Annotated in this window: 19 protein-coding genes, 1 tRNA gene, 1 pseudogene and 1 riboswitch; of the genes and pseudogenes, 10 read left to right on the forward strand and 11 right to left on the reverse strand. The window is 62.3% G+C overall.

Translation table 11 applies throughout. The annotated features are described in order from the left end of the window. Positions 1–658 (forward strand): annotated as a pseudogene (gene acnA, locus VIE67_RS06685) (aconitate hydratase); the annotation flags it as partial. Positions 659–1,707: 1,049 nt separating this feature from the next. Here acnA and VIE67_RS14760 read toward each other — a convergent pair. Further along, complete coding sequence (locus tag VIE67_RS14760; protein WP_414707303.1) at positions 1,708–1,854, reverse strand: ankyrin repeat domain-containing protein; 147 nt, start codon at positions 1,852–1,854, stop codon at positions 1,708–1,710. Between the two features lie 109 nt (positions 1,855–1,963). Further along, the gene (locus VIE67_RS06690; RefSeq protein WP_332024527.1) at positions 1,964–3,829 is read right to left on the reverse strand and encodes a methanol/ethanol family PQQ-dependent dehydrogenase; all 1,866 of its coding nucleotides are present in this window, start codon (positions 3,827–3,829) and stop codon (positions 1,964–1,966) included. A gap of 508 nt (positions 3,830–4,337) precedes the next feature. Between VIE67_RS06690 and VIE67_RS06695 the strand changes: the two genes are divergently transcribed. The 8 genes from VIE67_RS06695 to VIE67_RS06730 all read left to right on the forward strand — a co-directional run bounded on the left by VIE67_RS06695 (position 4,338) and on the right by VIE67_RS06730 (position 11,130). Beyond that, a tRNA-Gly gene (locus VIE67_RS06695) sits at positions 4,338–4,411 on the forward strand. Positions 4,412–4,526: 115 nt separating this feature from the next. Continuing rightward, the gene (locus tag VIE67_RS06700) at positions 4,527–4,976 is read left to right on the forward strand and encodes an ATP-dependent zinc protease family protein (protein WP_332024529.1); all 450 of its coding nucleotides are present in this window, start codon (positions 4,527–4,529) and stop codon (positions 4,974–4,976) included. After that, positions 4,973–5,905: a 30S ribosomal protein S6--L-glutamate ligase gene (rimK, locus tag VIE67_RS06705; protein WP_332024531.1), complete on the forward strand. Its 933-nt coding sequence runs from the start codon at positions 4,973–4,975 to the stop codon at positions 5,903–5,905. Before VIE67_RS06700 ends, rimK begins: the two co-directional genes overlap by 4 nt. Before the next feature lie 92 nt (positions 5,906–5,997). After that, positions 5,998–6,516, forward strand: coding sequence for a hypothetical protein (locus VIE67_RS06710; protein WP_332024533.1), 519 nt, complete (start codon positions 5,998–6,000; stop codon positions 6,514–6,516). Positions 6,517–6,562: 46 nt separating this feature from the next. Continuing rightward, positions 6,563–6,985, forward strand: a complete 423-nt coding sequence (locus tag VIE67_RS06715; protein ID WP_332024535.1) for a BlaI/MecI/CopY family transcriptional regulator — start codon at positions 6,563–6,565, stop codon at positions 6,983–6,985. Continuing rightward, on the forward strand, positions 6,982–8,703 hold the full coding sequence (locus VIE67_RS06720) for a M56 family metallopeptidase (RefSeq protein ID WP_332024537.1): 1,722 nt from the start codon (positions 6,982–6,984) through the stop codon (positions 8,701–8,703). Before VIE67_RS06715 ends, VIE67_RS06720 begins: the two co-directional genes overlap by 4 nt. 372 nt (positions 8,704–9,075) lie before the next feature. Next, the gene (locus VIE67_RS06725) at positions 9,076–9,762 is read left to right on the forward strand and encodes a response regulator transcription factor (RefSeq protein ID WP_332024539.1); all 687 of its coding nucleotides are present in this window, start codon (positions 9,076–9,078) and stop codon (positions 9,760–9,762) included. A gap of 51 nt (positions 9,763–9,813) precedes the next feature. After that, positions 9,814–11,130 carry a sensor histidine kinase gene (locus VIE67_RS06730; RefSeq protein WP_332024541.1) on the forward strand — a complete coding sequence of 439 codons (1,317 nt, stop codon included), beginning with the start codon at positions 9,814–9,816 and terminating at the stop codon, positions 11,128–11,130. 85 nt (positions 11,131–11,215) lie between these two features. Here VIE67_RS06730 and VIE67_RS06735 read toward each other — a convergent pair whose 3' ends face one another. The 9 genes from VIE67_RS06735 to VIE67_RS06775 all read right to left on the reverse strand — a co-directional run bounded on the left by VIE67_RS06735 (position 11,216) and on the right by VIE67_RS06775 (position 17,909). Beyond that, a complete protein-coding gene (locus VIE67_RS06735; RefSeq protein WP_332024543.1) occupies positions 11,216–11,881 on the reverse strand; it encodes an ATP-binding cassette domain-containing protein in 666 nt (221 codons plus the stop codon). A 4-nt stretch (positions 11,882–11,885) separates the two neighbouring features. Continuing rightward, a complete protein-coding gene (modB, locus tag VIE67_RS06740) occupies positions 11,886–12,569 on the reverse strand; it encodes a molybdate ABC transporter permease subunit (protein WP_332024545.1) in 684 nt (227 codons plus the stop codon). Then, complete coding sequence (gene modA / locus VIE67_RS06745) at positions 12,566–13,357, reverse strand: molybdate ABC transporter substrate-binding protein (RefSeq protein WP_414707304.1); 792 nt, start codon at positions 13,355–13,357, stop codon at positions 12,566–12,568. The genes modB and modA overlap by 4 nt, the downstream gene beginning before the upstream one ends. Before the next feature lie 78 nt (positions 13,358–13,435). Then, on the reverse strand, positions 13,436–13,789 hold the full coding sequence (locus VIE67_RS06750) for a winged helix-turn-helix domain-containing protein (RefSeq protein WP_332024547.1): 354 nt from the start codon (positions 13,787–13,789) through the stop codon (positions 13,436–13,438). Between the two features lie 51 nt (positions 13,790–13,840). Beyond that, on the reverse strand, positions 13,841–14,668 hold the full coding sequence (gene metF, locus VIE67_RS06755; protein WP_332024549.1) for a methylenetetrahydrofolate reductase [NAD(P)H]: 828 nt from the start codon (positions 14,666–14,668) through the stop codon (positions 13,841–13,843). 46 nt (positions 14,669–14,714) lie between these two features. Continuing rightward, complete coding sequence (locus VIE67_RS06760; RefSeq protein ID WP_332024551.1) at positions 14,715–15,092, reverse strand: four helix bundle protein; 378 nt, start codon at positions 15,090–15,092, stop codon at positions 14,715–14,717. A gap of 53 nt (positions 15,093–15,145) precedes the next feature. Then, the gene (gene ahcY, locus VIE67_RS06765) at positions 15,146–16,576 is read right to left on the reverse strand and encodes an adenosylhomocysteinase (protein WP_332024553.1); all 1,431 of its coding nucleotides are present in this window, start codon (positions 16,574–16,576) and stop codon (positions 15,146–15,148) included. A gap of 15 nt (positions 16,577–16,591) precedes the next feature. Next, positions 16,592–16,678, reverse strand: a riboswitch (S-adenosyl-L-homocysteine riboswitch). 60 nt (positions 16,679–16,738) lie between these two features. Next, positions 16,739–17,386: a hypothetical protein gene (locus VIE67_RS06770; RefSeq protein WP_332024555.1), complete on the reverse strand. Its 648-nt coding sequence runs from the start codon at positions 17,384–17,386 to the stop codon at positions 16,739–16,741. Between the two features lie 10 nt (positions 17,387–17,396). Beyond that, positions 17,397–17,909 carry an RNA polymerase sigma factor gene (locus tag VIE67_RS06775; RefSeq protein ID WP_332024557.1) on the reverse strand — a complete coding sequence of 171 codons (513 nt, stop codon included), beginning with the start codon at positions 17,907–17,909 and terminating at the stop codon, positions 17,397–17,399. A gap of 223 nt (positions 17,910–18,132) precedes the next feature. Between VIE67_RS06775 and VIE67_RS06780 the strand changes: the two genes are divergently transcribed. Continuing rightward, positions 18,133–19,731, forward strand: a 1,599-nt coding sequence (locus tag VIE67_RS06780) for a phosphoenolpyruvate carboxylase (protein WP_332024559.1), incomplete at its 3' end; no start/stop codon positions are given.

Below are 19,731 nucleotides of genomic sequence, written 5' to 3' on the forward strand. Positions count from 1 at the left end.
CGGATCGATCCCTGTGAAGTCTCCCGCCGGCAAGTATCTGCTGGAGCGTTCCGTGCCACCGCAGGAGTTCAACAGCTTCGGTTCGCGTCGCGGCAACCATGAAGTGATGATGCGCGGCACGTTCGGGAATATCCGGCTGCGCAACCTCATGGTGCCGGGAAAGGAAGGCCCCTGGACCTGCCATGTCCCGAGCGGGGAGACGATGAGCATTTACGACGCAGCTGTCCGCTACCAGCAGGACGCGACGCCGCTCATCGTGATCGCCGGCAAGGAATATGGATCAGGAAGTTCTCGCGATTGGGCTGCAAAGGGCTCCGCATTGCTCGGTATCAAAGCGGTGATCGCTCAGTCGTACGAACGCATTCACCGCAGCAATCTCGTGTGCATGGGAGTACTGCCGCTGCAATTCAATGCGGGGGCGTCGGCCGAATCGTTGGGCCTGACCGGTTTCGAGACCTTTTCGATAACCGGGATCGGAGGCGGCATCACGCCGCGGCAGATCGCACACGTTGTAGCGACTCGGCCAGAGGGCGCACGAGTCGAATTCGAGACGACAGTGAGGATCGATGCGCCCGCGGAAGTGGAGTATTTCCGCCACGACGGGATCCTGCAGATGGTCCTGCGCCAGCTGCTGACACGAAATTCTGCCACGCCCTGATCCCGTGCTCTGAAAAGCGCGAAGCTCGCCGATGTCCTGCCATCGATAACTTCGATACCAAAGTTCGATATAAATCGCTTGTCGAATGCAGTTCCGATGCCTACCTTCTTCCGCATCCGTCGAATCATTCTGGATTCGACCAAGACGCAGGACGAGTGCGATCGCTGATGCGCTTGTCAAACAGTTTCCGGAACGCTTCAAGGAGCGGACATGATTTCACCTGTCAGACTCAACCAAACGTCTTCTACACCATCAACGATCGCGGGCGCGCGAGCGCGCACGCGGCTCTACCCTCCCAGGCCGAGGCACGTGCACCCGCGGTCGTTGACCCAAGCGATGGCGCTTGAACGCGACGAGAGCCCGCCGAATCCACTGTGGATCGTCGCCGTCAGCATGGCGGTATTTCTTGCTGCGCTGGCACTGTTGATATTGAGAGGCTAAGGAACCCCGGAATAAGTGCGGTTGCTTTGCTCCTGATTTGCCGTTCCTTACAGGCTGGTCTGAAAGTAAGAGGACAGGCGGATCGATGCTGTGCGGTTTGCCGATGTGGGAATGAGCCCCTCCCCCTTGATGGGGGAGGGGTTGGGGAGAGGGTGACGCCTGCGCAGCAGGCCTGCGGCGCCTTCCCCTCTCCCGGCGCTGCGCGCCACCCTCTCCCACAAGGGGAGAGGGGAAACGGCCATTCGGTCGTGCTACTTGCTGACTTCTGAGTAAGTTGAAGGGGTATCGAACTCTTGCGACGCACGGGTTCGATATGGGTTGTGCAAATGCGCGCACCTGCGAAGAAGCACGGCTTCCGGGTTGTTCGGATCATCCCCAATGCACGCGTCTTCAGTCTCATTGAGCACGGCATCTCTCTTGCTTTCGCCGATCAGCGTCGCTTGACGGCGCTGCGTTCCGCAGCCTGTACCGGGATCTTGACGACGGCATCGTTATTGTTGGCACGTGCGACACTCAGAGCTGTGCGGCCGTCCTCGCTGCGTGCGTCGACGTCTGCCCCCGAAGAAGCAACTCGGCGATTCGTGACTCGGGCGTTGACATCGGCACCGCTATCCAGCAGTACCGGAATGGTCTTGACCTTGGCCTAGATAGGTCGCCACCGCGACGTAGCCAGATCGTATCGCGCTGATCAAGGGCGTATAACCGCGGTCGTCGTATGAGTTGACCTGTGCTTTGTGCTTCAACAGATAACCCACGATCGATGTCGTTACCCACAATAGCGTCGCTCATCTCACGCTGAGCCGCGCGCACCCGCTCAGGGAAAACCCGGTGACGAGAGCCACCGGGTACCTGCCTTGGCAGCGATCAAATGCCGTCTATTCTGAAGGTGTACAACGTGCCGCCCTGCGGAATCGAGGCGAGGTTGGACGCTTTGGCGATTGCCGTGGCACCAATGGCGCCAAACTTGTCGCCGAAATCCAGACCGGCTGTGACCGGCAGGCCGATCCAACCGCCGATGCCTGACCAGACGGACACGTACTGCTTGCCTTTCACAGAATACGTGATCGGGTTGCCGACGATTCCCGAGCCCAGCTTGTGTGACCACAGCACCTTGCCCGTCGAGCGATCAACCGCACGGAAATCTCCGTTAAGGCTGCCGTAGAACGCCAAGCCGCCAGCTGTCACCAATGCACCACCCCAGTTCGGAAACGGGTCGGGGATTTCCCACTCGGTCTTGCCGGTCACCACGTTGAACTTCTTGAATTTGCCGGTCACGCCCAGTTTTTCCGGATACATGTATACGTTTGCGAATACGTAAACCGTTCCTTGCTGGGTGTGCGAACGCGCCTCGGGTTCGCTTTCCATGCACCAGTTGTTGGTCGGAACATAGAAATTCGTGGGGTCAGCAGGATCGACCGCTACCGGCTGCTGGTCCTTGCCGCCCATTGAGGATGGACAAACCTGGGTGTTCACGCCGACCTTCAGCGGGGAATGTTCGGCCACCTTGATTGGACGGCCGCTCTTCAGGTCGATCTTTTCCGCCCAGTTCACCGTGACGTACTTGTGGGCGCGCAGTAGCGTGCCGTCTGTACGGTCCAGAACGTATGCGAAGCCATTGCGGTCGAAGTGCACGAGCGTCTTGCGCATCTTGCCGTCGACTTCCATATCGACCAGCACGGGTTCATTGACTCCGTCATAGTCCCATTGGTCGAACGGGGTCATCTGATAGACCCATTCCGCGTCGCCGGTATCGACGTTGCGCGCAAAAATACTCATCGACCACTTGTTGTCGGACTTGCCGTTATTGCAGTTCTCTTGCGTGGCCGGTCCATTGCAGCGAAATGAAGGCGACCACAACCCCGGGTTGCCGGTGCCGTAGTAAACGAGGTGGAGTGCAGGGTCGTAGGCATACCAGCCCCACGCCGTGCCGCCGCCGCGCTGCCACTCATCACCTGGATAGCTGTGGATGCCGAGATCCTTGCCAGCGGTGCCGTAGTGCGGGTTCTTCTTGTTGGTATTGGGCGTCAGGCAGACGTCTTTGTCGCTGCCGGTCGAGTAGCACTCCCACACCTTCTTGCCGTCGGCAAGGTTGTAGGCGGTGACTCTGCCGCGCGCAGCAAACTCATCGCCGCCGAAGCCGATGATCACCTTGTCGTTGGCGATGATCGGGGCCGGCGTCAGGGTTTCACCCTTATCCGGGTGAGCGTGTTTGACGACCCAGATTTCCTTGCCGGTAATGGCGTCGAGGGCAATGACGTAACCATCCAGGGTGCCAAATACGACTTTTCCGTCGGCATACGACAGACCGCGATTCACCGTGTCGCAGCAGGCGCGCGGTACTGCAGACTCATCTCGGCCGCTGGTCTTGTTGTAGTGCCAGATCTGCACCGGATGATCCGGGTCGCTCAAGTCGAGTGCCTGGACGATGTTCGGCCAACCGCTCTCGATATACATCATCGGTTTGCCGCCGACATTGTCGATCACCAGCGGCTGCCCTTCATGTCCGCGCAAAGTGCCGCTCGACTGCGCCCACGACATTTGCAGGCTTTTGACGTTGCCCGTATTGATTTCCTTCAGTGCGCTGTAGCGAGTCAAGCTCAAATTACCCGCGGGGGCGCCCCACTGATTCGGGTCCTGGAACCGTTGGAACTGCTCGGAATCCGATGCAGCCATTGCGGCACCGCACATCGTTGCCAGCACGACCGCGCAAAACACATTGACTTGACGCATTGACGTAGGCCATCTCATCTCGATTCTCCTGTTGCTTGGTGAGCGACGGTCGACTCTCCAAAGCACGAGTCCGCATGCCGCTTTTGCGAAGACTAGGTTCCAAGGTGACATGAGACAAGCGAAGAAAAACGATCCGTGATATCGGCGTTATCGATATCAATTGTTCTCGGCGTTCGATTGTTTGCATGGGCAAAATCGATCGCGCTCGGGCGTCAAGGTTTTCGGCTGCAGCGCCACGTGACCACGGGAAAGCGAGCATTTCGTCGGCGACCTGGCGGCGATGGCAAGCAATTTCCGGCGAGCCCCTGCTCGTCGTTCCTGCACCATGGAGGGGGCAACGCCGACCTTATCCAGTCTGCGTCCGATGGACCTCCACCGATTATTTCTCCCTTCGCGACAGGCGCCCGGTTGAAGTAAGCTAGGCCTTGGAAGGCGGTAAACGATCTATCCGAGTTATGGTGCCAAAACGATGCCGCGTAAAAGAAGAAGTTCAACAAGTTGTTGATGTGCGGGTGTAGCTCAATGGCAGAGCTGTAGCTTCCCAAGCTACTGACGAGGGTTCGATTCCCTTCACCCGCTCCAACCCCTCTACCGGAAAATCCCAGCTGCGCAACGTTTCGCCCCCGGATTCAAAGGGGCCGCAAGAGCGATTGCCGCCTTGCAACACCAACTGAGTATTTATTGGAGACGAAGCAGCGTGACCGAGCGCGATCTTATCGTCATTGGCTGGCGCGAGTGGCTGACACTCCCCGAACTTGGCGTGGCCGCAATCAAGGCCAAGATCGATACCGGTGCGCGCACGTCCTCGCTGCACGTCGACACGCTGCTGACGCAGGAGCGCGCCGGCCTCACTTGGCTGCGCTTCAGCGTCGCGGCGAGCGGGCGCCGGCATGCGCCGCTCATCGAGTGCGAGGCGCCGGCGATCGGTCGCCGCGCGGTCAGCGACTCAGGTGGCCATGCGACCCTGCGCTGGTTCATCCGCACGCGCATCGAGCTGGGTGGCATCGGCTTCGATGCTGAAATCAATCTGACCAACCGGCACAATATGCTGTTCCCGATGCTGCTCGGACGCAGCGCGCTCGGCCATCGTTTCCTGCTCGACCCCGCCGCTTCCTACCGCTGCGGCAAACCAAACAAGCCAAAATGAAAATTGCTATTTTGTCGCGTAATACAAAATTATACTCGACCATCAGCCTGGTCGAGGCGGGGCGCAAGCGCGGCCACCGCGTGCGCGTGCTCGATCCGCTGCGCTGCTACATGCGCATCGCCGCGGGCGACTTCTCGCTGCGTTACCGCGGGCGCGCGCTGAGCGGCATCGATGCGGTGATCCCGCGCATCGGCAATTCGATCACGTTCTACGGCACCGCCGTGCTGCGCCAGTTCGAGATGATGGGGGTGTTCACGCCCAATACCTCCGATGCGGTGCTGCGTGCGCGCGACAAGCTGCGCAGCCTGCAACTGCTCGCGCGCGAGAACATCGGCCTGCCGGAGACGGTATTCGGCGACAATCCGGACGACACCGCCGATCTGCTGGAAACGCTGGGCGATCCGCCACATGTGATCAAGTTGAACGAAGGCGCGCAGGGTCAGGGCGTGATGCTTGCGGAGAAGCGTGCCACGTCGCAAAGCGTGATCGAGGCGTTCCGCGGCCTGTACGCGAATTTTCTCGTGCAGGAGTTCATCAAGGAATCCGAGGGCGCCGATATCCGCTGCTTCGTCGTCGGCGGCAAGGTCGTCGCGGCGATGCGGCGCCAGGCGCGCGACGGCGAATTCCGTTCCAATCTGCATCGTGGCGGCACGGCGACGGTGGTAAAGCTCAGCGCAGCGGAAACCGATACCGCGCTGCGCGCCGCGCGCACGATGGGCTTGAATGTCGCCGGCGTCGATCTGCTCCGCTCCCGCCGCGGTCCGCTCGTGCTCGAAGTCAATTCCTCGCCCGGCCTGGAAGGCATCGAGGCGACTACCGGCGTGGATATCGCCGGCGAAATCATCGCCTACATCGAGCGCCGCGTGCGCCGGCGGCGGCCGCACAAAATCCAGGCCACGAGGCGAAAAGTCAGTCCCGCGCTGCCGTGACCCAATTACGAAACACTTCGTTGACAACAGTCGGATCACCGAACTACGATAGCCTACGTAGGAACCGTTCTCCAACCTTTGTCGGGGGTCATATGAAGTTGTCGTTGCTTCGATTCGCCATTTGTATGCTCGTGCAAGCGTTTTGCCTGAATGTCGCCATGGCGGACAGGCCCATTGAAAAACCCGTCGTCGCCGACACACCGGAAAAATTCGTGGCCACGGCCACGCAGATTCGTGCCGAGATGTCCCCCGGCGGCCGCTATGAGTTCATTCGCCCTGACGACAAGGGTAAAGCGGAGGCGGATCTGAATTCGATGGCCGCGATGCTGCAGAAAGCGGGTTCGGTCGCAGCGATGAAGGACGAGGAAAAGGTCCGGCTATACAACACGCAAGAGCATCTGAATGGCATCCTTACCCACAGCGACAGCAATCGCCTGGTCTGCGAGCGCCGCGCGCCGGTTGGCACGAATATTCCCCTCACAACCTGCAAGACCGTGGCTGAAATCGAGAGGGCGCGTCGCGACTCGCAGAAATACATGCAGGATCACGCGCAGGACGCCAACATCAACAGCGCCGCGATGAACAGATCCAGTCCGGCCAAGGGCGGTTGAGCAGGGAGACGCCCTCGAAGATGCTGACCAAGAGTGAACCGCTGCCATGAAACCACGCAACGAGCAAGAGCCATCTCCGCGCCCGACCGAGACCGAGCTGGATATCCTGCGCGTACTCTGGGAGAACGGGGACTGCACGGTGCGCGAGGTGCACGAAAGACTGTACGCCGGCAATGGCGCCGGCTATACGACGGCGCTCAAGCTCATGCAGATCATGCATGCCAAGGGGCTGGTCGAGCGTGACGACTCGCAGCGCGCCCATGTCTATCGCGCCGCGGTGAGCCAGCAGCGGACGCAGAAGCGCTTCCTTGCGGAGATGGTGACGCGGTTGTTCAACGACTCGCCGTCGCAGCTCGTGTTGCATGCGCTCGGCGATAATCCGCGAGCGTCGCGGGCCGAGCTCAAGCAGATCCGCGAGCTGCTCAATCGCATCGATGCGGAGAAATCGGGCGCGGAGAAGCCGCGATGAACGCCTGGATGCAAGTCGTGCTTCCATGGGTCGACGCGCTCGGCCGCAGCCTGCTGCATTTCCTCTGGCAAGGCGCTCTCATCGGATTGGCGTACTGGCTGTTGCGTCCGCTTTGCGCGAGCGTGAGGGCGCGTTACCGGCTCGGCATGGGCGCATTGCTGCTGATGCTTGCGTGCCCACTGGCGACGCTGGCGTTGCTGCGGCCCGTTGCCGATGCGCTCGGCAATGCATCCGCATCCGCGGTGCCGATACCCGATGGCGTGATCGCGGCGACGGCGCTATTGGTTTCGACTGCGCAATGGGAGCAGGCTTTGCCCTGGTTTGTCGCGTTGTGGCTGGCCGGCGTGTGCCTGATCGCTACGCGTTCGTTCCTGCATTGGCGGCGGCTGGCGCGTGCGGTGCGCGCGGCCACGCTATTGCCGCGCGACTGGCAGCTGCGTCTGATCCAGTTGCGCCAGCGCTTCGGCATTCTGCGACCGGTGCGTTTGCTGACTTCGATCGAAATAGGCACACCGACCCTGATCGGCTGGCTCAAGCCCGCGATCGTGTTGCCGGCGAGCCTGCTCACCGGATTCACCCCGGCGCAGATCGAGTTGATCATTGCGCACGAGTTGAGCCATGTGCGGCGCTTCGACTATCTCGCCAATCTCGCCCAGGTCGCCATCGAAACCCTGCTGTTCTATCACCCGGCCGTGTACTGGATTTCGCGCGAGGTGCGCCAGGCGCGCGAACAGTGTTGCGACGACCTCGTGCTCACGCTCGGTGGTGGCAACGCCGTCGCCTATGCGCGGACGCTGGCCGATCTGGAGGAGCTGCAGCACGACTTCGGTCCGACTGTGCCTGCGCTCGGCGCCGGCGGCGGTGTGCTGTTCGCGCGCATTCGGCGCATCGTCGATCCGCGCCACGCGCTTGCACTGGAACCACTGCCGCGCAGCAACGGCTTGACCTTGCCGATGCTGCTCGCATTTGCCGGCGTCGCGCTGGCCGCATTGCGCCTGCACCTGTTACCGCCCGCAGCCGTGGCTGAAGCGGTGATGCAGGCGCCGCGCGAGAGCATGGCCGTGATCAGCGGCAATGTCCGGCTTTCCGCGCCACGCGCCGCCGCGCCGGCCGCGGCTGAGCCGTCAACCGCACCGGTGCCGGTGCCAGCCGGCGAGCGGACAACAACGAGTTCCAGTGGGTATCTCGTGGACAGCCTGGCGCGACCGCAAATCCGGATCGCCAATCTGCAGCTTGGCGTGGTCAGAGTCGCCAAACCGGGCGTTCTTGAATTGGCGCCGCTGCCGCTGGCTGCCGTGGCGGAGACCGAATCGCCGACGGCCATGGCCGGCGCGAGCACGGAAGCGGCGCGTGCCGTCACGCCGGACGCAACAAGGGTCCCGCTGGGGTTGCCGAAGATCGAAACCATGGTTCAGCCGCAGTACCCAGCGCAAGCTCTCGCGGCTGGTGTCACCGGCAGGGTCGACCTCGATTTCCGCATCGCGGCCGATGGCAGTGTGCACGACATCCGCGTGCGTCACGCGCAGCCGGCTGGCGTGTTCGAGCAAGTCGCGATCTTGGCGCTGAAGCAGTGGCGTTTTGCAACGGGCGAGACCGACGGTGCGTCGCGTTACGCACGCAGCTTTGCGTTCACCCACGCTGCGCCGCCGGAAATATGTCGCGAAGTGACCGGTTCGCATATATGTCGGCAATCGACACCGGAAACCGACGCGAATTAACGAAACGCACAGACTGCTTTAACACGAATTTAATCGACCGTCCTCTAGCATCCATGACACTGTAGTTCTGCTCGACACTCCTAAGGTCAGGTCAAGTGACAGGCGGATTGCAGTAATCGGGGCAGTAGCTTTAGGCCCAAGCGAGGTGTGTTCCCCCAATGACACCTCCTTGGGCCTTTTTCTTGGGTGCTTGTTTTGCATTGTCCCTGCCGATGACTGAGGTGGCAGCCCGCCGCCGCACTTCCAGTGAGCAGCGCTGCGCTGGCCATCTTGGCCGTCTCCGGGAACTCCACGCCCCGCGCCGCGATCAAGCATCCGCCCTCCGAAGTATTTCGCCGAGCATTTTCGGCCTCACGCGAGTAAGCTTTCCACATGCGCATACTGGTCATTGAAGACAATAGCGATATCGCCGCGAACATCGGCGATTACCTCGAAGAAAAAAGCCACACGGTCGATTTTGCCGGCGATGGCATCACCGGCCTGCATCTGGCCATCGCGCATGATTTCGACGCGATCGTGCTCGACCTCACCCTGCCGGGCATGGACGGCCTGGAACTGTGCCGCAAATTGCGGCAGGAGGCGCGCCGGCAAACGCCCGTGCTGATGCTCACCGCGCGCGATGCGCTCGACCAGAAACTCACCGGCTTCGACTCCGGCGCCGACGACTACATGGTGAAACCCTTCGCCCTGCAGGAGCTCGAAGCGCGCCTGTCTGTGCTCGCGCGCCGCGGCAAGGGTATACAAAGCCGCATTTTGCAGGTCGCCGACCTGAGCTACAACCTCGACACGCTGATCGTCAATCGTGCGGACAAGACGATCCAGCTCAACCCGATCGGCCTGAAACTGCTGCAGCACCTGATGGAATCGAGCCCGTCCGTCGTCACGCGCCAGGAACTCGAAACCCGCGTCTGGGGCGAGGAACTGCCGGACAGCGATTCCCTGCGCGTGCATATCCACGGCCTGCGCGCGGCGATCGACAAGCCGTTCGACAAGCCGCTGATCCAGACGCGTCACGGCATCGGCTACCGCATGGTCGATCCGGATGCGGCCACGAACTGATCTGGCGCGCGGCGCCGGCATGCCGCGCATCCAGACGACGCGGCCGCGGCCATGAACCGCGTGCAGTTCCGCCGGCGGCTGCGCAGCCGCATCATCATCTCGTTTGCCCTGTTCGGGTTTGGCTTGACCGCACTGTTTGCGGCGGCCACCGTGTACATGCGCGCGCGCCTCGAGGATCAGCTCGTCAACAACAGTCTTTCGCGCGAGCTGCAGAAGTTCGTCGACTTCAAGCGCGCGAACCCCGATCCCAACGCGCCCTATCAGATCAACAGCTATCAAATCGACGTCTTCGGCGCGAGCAAGTTCGCCAACGTGCCGTTCACGCGGCGCGAATACGACAAGAACGGCGTCTACGAAATCGAGGAGGCCGGAGCCGAGGGCAAGATTCGGCCGTACAAGCTCGCGGTGTACAAAGACGCCGATCTGTGGATATTCCTGACCTACGACATCAGCACGCAGAAACTCAGCGAGCGCCAGCTGTTTACCGCATTGATCGCCGGTGTGCTGATCTTCGCCTTGCTGTCGCTGCTGATCGGTCAATGGCTGTCGCGGCGCGTGATGAGCCCGGTCACCGATCTGGCCCAGCGCATCCGCACCTTGCGCCAGACCGGCAAACCCGAACCGCTCGCGCCGCATTTCGCCCACGATGAAGTCGGCGAACTCGCCAGCGCGCTCGACGACTATTCCGCCCGTCTTACCTCGCTCGTCGCGCGCGACCGCGAGTTCAATGCCGACGTGAGCCATGAGCTGCGCACGCCGCTTGCGGTGATCTCGGGCACAACCGAGCTGATGCTCGGCTCGGATCAGATCACCGACAAGCTGCGCGAGCGCCTGAAACGCATCGAGCGCGCGGCGAAGCAGTCGACCGAACTGACCAATGCGTTGCTGCTGCTGTCGCGCAGCGAGCGCAGTGCGCCGAACGACGGCGAAACCACCGACGTCGCGAAAGTCGTCGAGCAGGTGATCGATGTCTATCGCTCGCATATCGGCCGCAAGCCCATCGACGTGCATTTCGTCGTTGATCAGCCGATCGAAGTGGTCGCGCCGTCGTCGGTGATCGCGGTCGCGCTCGGCAATCTGATCGGCAACGCGTTCAAGTACACCCCCAGGGGCGATGTGATCATCACCGTCGGCGCGGGGCGCGGCAAGGTCACGGTCGAGGATTCCGGACCTGGCATCAAGCCCGAGGACGCGGAAAAGCTGTTCGAGCGTGGCGTTCGTGGCGAAACGTCCGCCGGCAGCAAGGGTGCCGGACTTGGCCTGGCAATCGTGCGCCGCCTGTGCGAACTCTACGACTGGCGCGTCTCGCTCGGACCGCGCCCACAGGGCGGTGCGATTGCGACGCTGGATTTTCGGCTGCGCGGATAAGAGCGCAAGATTTACCGCGAAGGACGCAAAGGACGCGAAAGCAGAGATTTCCTTTGTGTACTTCGTGCCCTTTGTAGTGAGGCTTCTAAGCTTCCAAAACGCGCCCTTTTTCGATCGTGACGACCGTGCCGCCGAGCGCTGCGACATCGTCCGGATCGTGAGTGATTACCACCATCGGTATCGCAAAGCGTTCGCGTATCGCGAGCAGTTCCGTGCGCAGGTGTGCGCGCAGCGGTGCGTCGAGCGCGGCGAACGGTTCGTCGAGCAGGAGCAGATGCGGCTGCGCGGCGATCGCGCGCGCCAGCGCGACGCGCTGACGCTGACCGCCCGACAGCTGCGCCGGATAGCTCTCAGCGAGTTCGCTCAATGCGAACGCTTCGAGCAAATCGCCGATGTCCGCATCCATTGCGCGCCGCGGCGCAAACCAGCCCTGTGCTCGCGCGAACGCCACATTCTGTACAACGTTCAAATGTGGAAAAAGCGCGTAGTCCTGGAACACGAAACCGATGCCGCGCCGGCGCGCCGGCAGATCGATGCCATGCGTGGAATCGAACAGCGTCGTTTCGTTGAGTACGATCCTGCCGTGGTCGCAGTGCAGCAGTCCGGCGATCGCGCGCAGGGTCAGGGTCTTGCCGGCACCGGAAGGCCCGAACAGCACGGTGATCCCGGCGGTGCTGACGAAGCTTGCGGCAAGGCGAAATTGCCGATCGCGCGCACGCAGGGTCCTGTCGATATCGACCTCGATGCGCATCGGATCAGGCCGCGTCCTGCAAGCCGCGCGGTGCACGCCGCAGCAACCGCGCCGCGAGAATCAGGATGACGACGGCGGTAACCAGCGAAATCAACACCAGGGTTTGCGCGGTTGCATCGTCGCCGGCCATGACCGCGTTATAGATCGCAATCGACAGCGTCTGCGTGCGTCCGGGCAGACTGCCGGCGACCATCAGGGTTGCGCCGAACTCGCCCATCGCGCGCGCGAACGCGAGCAGGGCGCCCGCGCAGACGCCGCGCCAGGCCAGCGGCAGGGAGACGCGAAAAAAAACCGCGGTTTCGGTCAGTCCGAGGGTGCGCGCGGCCTGTTCGAATTGCGCATCGACTTCGGCGAACGCCGCACGTGCGGCGCGCAGGGTCAGCGGAAACGCGGCCACCGCCGCAGCGATCACCGCGCCTTGCCAGGTGAAGATCAGGCTGATGCCGAAATTCGCATGCAGCCAGCCGCCGATCACGCCGTTGCGACCGAGTACGACGAGCAGGTAATAACCGAGCACGGTCGGCGGCAGCACCAGCGGCAGGGTGAGCAGCGACTCGGCGACGTCGCGCGCCAGCCCGCGCCGGCGTCCGAGTGCGCGCGCGCAGGCGACGCCCGCAACCAGCGCGAGCACGGTCGCGAGTGCGGAAACCTTGAGCGTGAGCAGCAGCGGTTGCAGCGCTTCGGTCACGGTTGCGCAGGACTGAATCCGTAGCGCGCAAGCACCGACTGGCTTTGTGCGGAAAACAGAAATTCCACAAAGCTGCGCGCCGCGCGTTCCTGCACCGATCCCGCAACCACGGCAACCGGATAGCGCACCGGCGTCGCGGTCGGCACGTTCAACGCGACGCGGACTTTCTGCGCCTGCGTCGCTGCGTCGGTGGCATAGACGAAGCCGGCTTCGGCTTCGCCGCGCGCGACATAATCCAGTGCCTGACGCACGTTTTGCGCGTCGACGAGTTTCGGCTGCAATGTGTCCCACAGTCCGGCGTCGACGAGCACCTGTTTGGCATAACGCCCGGCGGGCACCGAGTCGGGATTGCCGATCGCGACGCGTTTATAGCGTTCCTGTTTGAGATCGCCGAGCGCCGCCGGCGCGATGCCACTGATCGGCGCAACCAGCACGAGCGAATTGGTCGCGAAATCTCTGCGCGTCGACGCGTCGACGCGGCCGCTGCCTGCGGCGCGATCCATCGTCACCTCGTCGGCGCTGGCGAACACATCGGCGGGCGCACCCTGCTCGATCTGCTTGAGCAGCACGTCCGACGCGGCGAAATTGAGCACGACATGCGTGCCCGCATGCTGCGTCTCGTACGCTTTCGCGATCTCGCCGAACGCATTGGTCAGGCTCGCCGCCGCCGAAACGGTCAGGTCGTCCGCGCATGCCGGACGTGCGAATGACATCAGCATGGCGAACGCAAGCAGGGCAAGGCCAGCAAGCGGGCGATGATGCAATGAACGCGCGGCGAACAAGGGCATGGACACTCCGGTGGCGATATAGCTGTGTGAATATATCGCGCGCCGACCTGTCGCGCCAGCCGCTCGGCCGCGAATCGCTCAGCGGATCAGCAAGCGCGCCAGAGCCTTGAGTTCGGCGGCGAGTGCCGTCTGCGCCTTGTGGTCGATCGCACGGTAAGCGGCGAGCACGCGTTCGCCCATCGGCGTCAGCACGGCGCCGCCGCCACGTTTGCCGCCCTTGCTGGTGGCGACGAGCGGCGCGGCAAAGCTGCGGTTCAACTCGTCGATCAATTGCCAGGCGCGTTTGTAACTCATCCCCATCGTGCGGCCCGCGGCGGCGATCGATCCCGTCGCGGCGATGGCGGCAAGCAGATCGGCCTTGCCCGGACCGATCGCGTGTTCGGTGTCGAGCAGCAGGCGGAAGCGCAGAATAGGCGTCGGTCGGCGCGGCATGGGGCTATTTTCCGCCGGATTTCGGCGCAATGCACGGCGCCGGGCGGGACTTCAGCTCAATCCAAGCCGTGCGCAGATTGCCAGAGTCGCCTTGGACCGGTTCAGGGTATAGAAGTGGATGCCGGGTGCGCCGCCGTCGATCAGCTTGCGGCACAGTTCGGCGACGACGTCGGCGCCGAACTCGCGGATGCTGTCGGCGTCGTCGCGGAACGCTTCCAGACGCTTGCCGATCCAGCGCGGAATCTCGGCGCCGCACATGTCGGAGAACCGCCGCAGCTGCGAATACTGTGTGATCGGCATGATGCCCGGCGTGATCGGCACCTCGACGCCTGCCTTGCGCGCATCGTCGACGAAGCGGAAATATGCGTCCGGGTTGAAAAAATACTGGGTGATCGCACCGTTCGCCCCGGCCTTGACCTTGGTGATGAAATTCTTCAGATCGGATTGCGCGTCGCCGGCCTGCGGATGCATTTCCGGATAGCAGGCGACTTCGATATGGAACGATCCGTCGCGTTCCTTGCGGATGAACTCGACCAGCTCGCTGGCGTAGCGGAAATCGCCATAGCTCGCCATGCCCGATGGCAGATCGCCGCGCAACGCGACGATGCGCTTGCAGCCCATCGTCTTGTATTCGTCGAGCAGCTTGCGGATTTCGTCGCGCGTGCCACCCATGCACGACAGGTGCGGCGCAGCGTCGAAACCGTGTTCGTCGCGCAGCCGGCGCACAGTTTCCGGCGTGTAGCTCAAGGTCGAGCCGCCCGCGCCAAAGGTGACGCTGACGTACTCGGGCTGCAACGCCTTCAATTTCGGCAAGGCCGCTTCGAGCGTCGCTTTCTGCTCGTCGGTTTTTGGCGGGAAGAATTCGAAGGAGATATTCATTGGGGAGACGGATAGACGGATAGACGGGTAGACGTGGAGACGGAGTTCATAGGCGGCTACGCTTGCTGCTTGCTGGCAGACGAGCGCTTGTGCGCAATAAACGCATTGAGTTTGGCAAACAGGCGCTCATTCTGTTCACGCAGAACTTATCGTCCAGATAGCCCAAGTCCTTGCACAACCATAGCTGAGTGTCGAGTTCAGTCAACGAGCCGCGCGCGATCAGCAGAAATCGTACGAATTCTGCCTTGCTGCCGCGCGCCGCACCCTCAGCGATATTGGAAGGGATGCTGACAGCAGCGCGTCGCATCTGCGCAGTCAATCCAAAACGCTCTTCATCAGGAAGTTGGCGGGTAGCCGAGTAAACGTCGCGCACGAGCCGCATGGGTTCCTGCCAAACCTCAAGCTTGTAGTGATTTGGGTGCATCGTGCTCTTCGTCTACCCGTCTACCCGTCTACCCGTCTTTTCGTTTCCCCGGATCAGTAACGATAGTGCTCCGGCTTGTACGGCCCATTCACGTCGACGCCGAGATATGCGGCTTGCGCATCGGTGAGCTTGGTCAGCTTGACGCCGATCTTGTCCAGATGCAGGCGCGCGACTTCCTCGTCGAGCTTCTTCGGCAGGCGATAAACCGTCTTTTCGTATCTGTCCTTGTTCGCCCACAGATCGATCTGCGCGAGGGTCTGGTTCGAGAACGAGTTCGACATGACGAAGCTCGGATGGCCGGTGGCGCAACCGAGGTTGACCAAGCGGCCTTCGGCGAGCAGGAAGATCGAGTTGCCGGCTGGAAAAGTATACTTGTCCACCTGCGGCTTGATGTTGATCTTCTTGATGCCGGGGAACGCGTACAGCGCGTCGACCTGGATCTCGTTGTCGAAGTGGCCGATGTTGCAGACGATTGCCTGGTCCTTCATCGCCTTCAGATGATCGATCGTGAGCACGTCCTTGTTGCCGGTCGTGGTCACATAGATGTCGCCGTCGCCGAGGGTCGATTCGACGGTGTTGACCTCGAAGCCTTCCATCGCGGCTTGCAGCGCATTGATCGGATCGATTTCGGTCACGACCACGCGCGCGCCGTACGCGCGCAACGAATGCGACGAACCCTTGCCGACGTCGCCGTAGCCGCAAACGACCGCGACCTTGCCCGCGAGCATCACGTCCATCGCGCGCTTGAGGCCGTCGGCCAGCGATTCGCGGCAGCCGTAAAGGTTGTCGAACTTCGACTTGGTCACGGAATCATTCACGTTGATCGCGGGTACGAGCAGCTTGCCGGTCTCGGCGATCTGATACAGACGATGCACGCCGGTGGTCGTCTCTTCGGACACGCCCTTCCAGTCCTTGACCACGTTGGTCCAGAAACCCGGGCGCTCCTTGGCGACGCGCTTGAGCAGGTTCTTGATCACCTGTTCCTCGTGCGAGGACGCCGGACCATCGACCCAGCGATCGCCCTGTTCGAGTTCGTAACCTTTGTGGATCAGCAGGGTCACGTCGCCGCCGTCATCGACAACGAGCTCCGGGCCTTTGCCACCCGGGAAGGTCACCGCATCGAGCGTGCAGTCCCAATATTCCTCCAGGGTCTCGCCCTTCCACGCGAACACCGGCGTACCGGTCTTGGCGATCGCCGCAGCGGCATGGTCCTGGGTCGAGAAGATATTGCACGAGGCCCAGCGCACGTCAGCGCCGATGTCCTTGAGCGTTTCGATCAAGACCGCGGTCTGGATCGTCATGTGCAGCGAGCCAGTCACGCGCACGCCGGCGAGAGGTTTTTTGGCGGCGTACTGTTTGCGGATCGACATCAGGCCCGGCATCTCGTGCTCGGCGATATCGATTTCCTTGCGGCCCCAGTCGGCGAGCGACAGGTCGGCGACTTTGAAATCGTCTTTGTTGGCGGTTTTGACTACGGCGTTCATTGGCTTCTCCAGTAGATTCACTGGGCGCAGTTTCGGAATGGAACCCGAAAACCTGCCGAGCCTGATTCCGCCCGTAGCGGACTTGCAGCGCCCCTCGGCAGGGGAGGGGCGGGCATTATATCGCTTATTCGCGATGAAAAGATGAATGCGTGTCGGGAAGAACTACATCTTCTCGAACCGCTCGATCTCCTCCAACTCGCCCTTCGCCTCGCGCAGGCTGCGCGGAGTATCGGTATCGTCCGGGATCGCGACCGAACGGGCATTGCGCCGGCGGAGGTACCATGCGGTCGCGACGAATCCAGCTATGCCGGTTGCACCGCTGATCCAGATGAAGGTGGGCAGCGTGATGAAGAGATCGACGCCCAGATTGGCCCTCATTTCCAGCACAAAGATGGCGATCCACAAGAACCACCACGGCAGTCCCAGGCAGAGGCTGGCCAGGGCGTAGATTCGATGCAGGGCGCCGACACGCTTTTGGATTTCCACCACGGGCGCCGTGTAGTCGATGCTGGCGATTTTTCCGAGGGTCACGCCACCGAAAATAACCGTGAGTAATCCATAGGCCAGCATGAACAAACTGCAAGCCAGCAGGTGCGGTACGTCGCGATGGCGGATGGCGGACATGATGCCGAAATAAATCAGCGCATCGCCGAACAGGATCTGCACGATCTTTGCCCAGTACAGCCGGCGCAATTTCGAGCGCGCCTTGTCGAGTTTGCCTTCCCTGAATTGATGCAGGTTGAGTGCGTTTTGCAGATCGAGCCGCCGATCCAGTGTCTGCCATGCGAGTTTCATGTCGTCGAGTTCCATAGTGAGTTCCTTACGAGTTATCGGGCGCCATATCGGCGCGGATGCGTTGTTTCAGGCGACTGATCTTGGTCGCCACATTGGTTTCGGAGATGCCCAGGATGTCGGCCATCTCGCGATAGCTGCGATCTTCCAGATACAGCAGCAACAGCGCGCGATTGAGCGCGTCGAGCTGATCGATAAAGCGATATAGCTCGCGTACCCTTTCATCGCTTTCGGGTGCGGAGTCGGTGGCGACGTCGTGCAACTCTTCGTCGAGCGCAACCGAGTGTTTGTCGCGATGTACGGCGCCGCGCACGAACGAAATCGCCACGTTCAGCGCGATGCGATACATCCAGGTCGAAAACGAGCGCTGCGCGTCGTAACCGGGAAATGCGCGCCAGCACTGTGCGGCGATTTCCTGCGCGAGGTCCGCACGATCATGCGGATCGCGGCAGTACGTATTCGCCACCTTGAACACGATCTTGCGATGGCGTTCGAGCAAGTCGTGGAATTGCGCTCGCGCCGCGGTTGCGATCGTTGCCATAGCTGCTTGTGCCGTCATCGTTTGTTTCCGCAATTGTGCGTGTCGGCAACATGATTCGCACGCGAGCGGAAAAAATCACACCTGAAACGTGGCAACGCGCATCGCGCTGAAGGGCGCAGCTCTGGCAGGTGCCGGCAAGCGATCCCACCCGCCGCTGTTGCAGCGCACAAAAACGTGGCACATTAACGTACTGCGACACGACCATCGAACCCACGGGACGGCCTTGGACAAGCGGCGCGACATCGACTTTCTGCCCAACGACGGACCGTTGCGCGACGACGTGCGCCGGCTTGGCGCGATCGTCGGCGACATGCTCGCCGAACAGCTCGGGCATGCGTTCTTGGCCAAGGTCGAGTCGATCCGCACGGCGGCGATCCGCCTGCGCAGCTCGGGCGTGGCGCCGGATGCGCTTGCACGCGAAGTCGCGGGTCTGGCGCCGCAGGTTGCCGAACACTTGACGCGCGCGTTCTCGACCTATTTCCAGGTCGTGAATATCGCCGAGCGCGCGCATCGCATTCGTCGCCGCCGCGATTACGAACGCGCGGGCGCGGCGCCGCAGCCGGACAGTCTGCACGAGGTGCTGCTGCGCCTGAAAAACGCGGGCGTGGGGCTTGAGGAGCTCGCGGCGTGGCTGCCGCGACTGGATATCGAACCGGTATTCACCGCGCATCCGACCGAGGCCGTGCGCCGGACCCTGCTGGAAAAGGAGCAGGTGATCTTCCGCTGTCTCGTCGCCGATCTGGACGGTCAGCGCACGCCGAACGAGCGCGCAGTGGATGCCGCGCGCCTGCGCATGGCGCTGACCAGCGGCTGGCAGACCGCGGACAGCTCGCGCGCGCGTCCGCGCGTGCAGGATGAATTCGAACACGTCGGCTTCTATCTCGCCGATCCGATCTATCGCGTCGTGCCGGTGTTCTACGAAGCGTTCGACGCCGCGCTGCAAACCGCGTACGGCGAGTCGTTGCCGCTGCCCACGGTGTTGCGTTTCGCTTCATGGGTCGGCGGCGACATGGATGGCAACCCGAACGTGAATGCCGATACGATCGCCGCGACCTTGCGCGCGCAGCGTGCACTCGTGCTCGATCGCTATGACGCCGAGGCCGGCGAGCTGGCGCGCGAATTGAGCCAGAGTTCCGGCAACGCGCAAGTCGACGACGCGGTGCTCGCGCGTATCGAGCACTACCGCAAGCAATTGCCTGCGGTGAACGCGGGCTTGAATCCGCGCTATGCCGACATGCCGTATCGCACGCTGTTCGCGTTCGTGCGCGCGCGCCTGCGCGCGACGGTGGAAGAAAAGAATTCCGCTTACGCCGGCGCGGACGAACTGCTCGCCGACCTCGACCTGATCGCGAACAGTTTGCGCGCGAACAAGGGCACCAACGCCGGCTGGTTCGCCGTGCGTCGCCTGCTCTGGCGCGTGCGTACGTTCGGCTTTCATCTCGCGCGGCTCGATGTGCGCCAGGACTCGCGCGTGCACGCGCAAGCGCTGGGCGTGGCGCTCGGCGATACGGAATGGGAAACCCGCGCCGCCGCCGCGCAAGCGCAGACGCTCGAAAGCTACTCGCTCGGCGAGAGCGAGCTGCCGGAACCCGCGGATGCGACCGGCGAAATGCTCGATGCGGTATTCGATCAGCTCGCCTATGCGCGCGATGCGTATGGTACGCAGGCGATCGGCCTCTACATCATCAGCATGGCGCGCAGTGCAGCCGACGTGCTGGCCGTGCTCGCGCTGGCGCGGCGCGCGCAGTTCGTCGACGACGACGGTCATGTGCCGCTCGATATCGCGCCGCTGTTCGAAACCGTGGACGATCTGCGCCATGCC

Origin of the sequence: Rudaea sp., from assembly GCF_036560865.1 — a bacterium.
Lineage (GTDB): Bacteria > Pseudomonadota > Gammaproteobacteria > Xanthomonadales > Rhodanobacteraceae > Rudaea.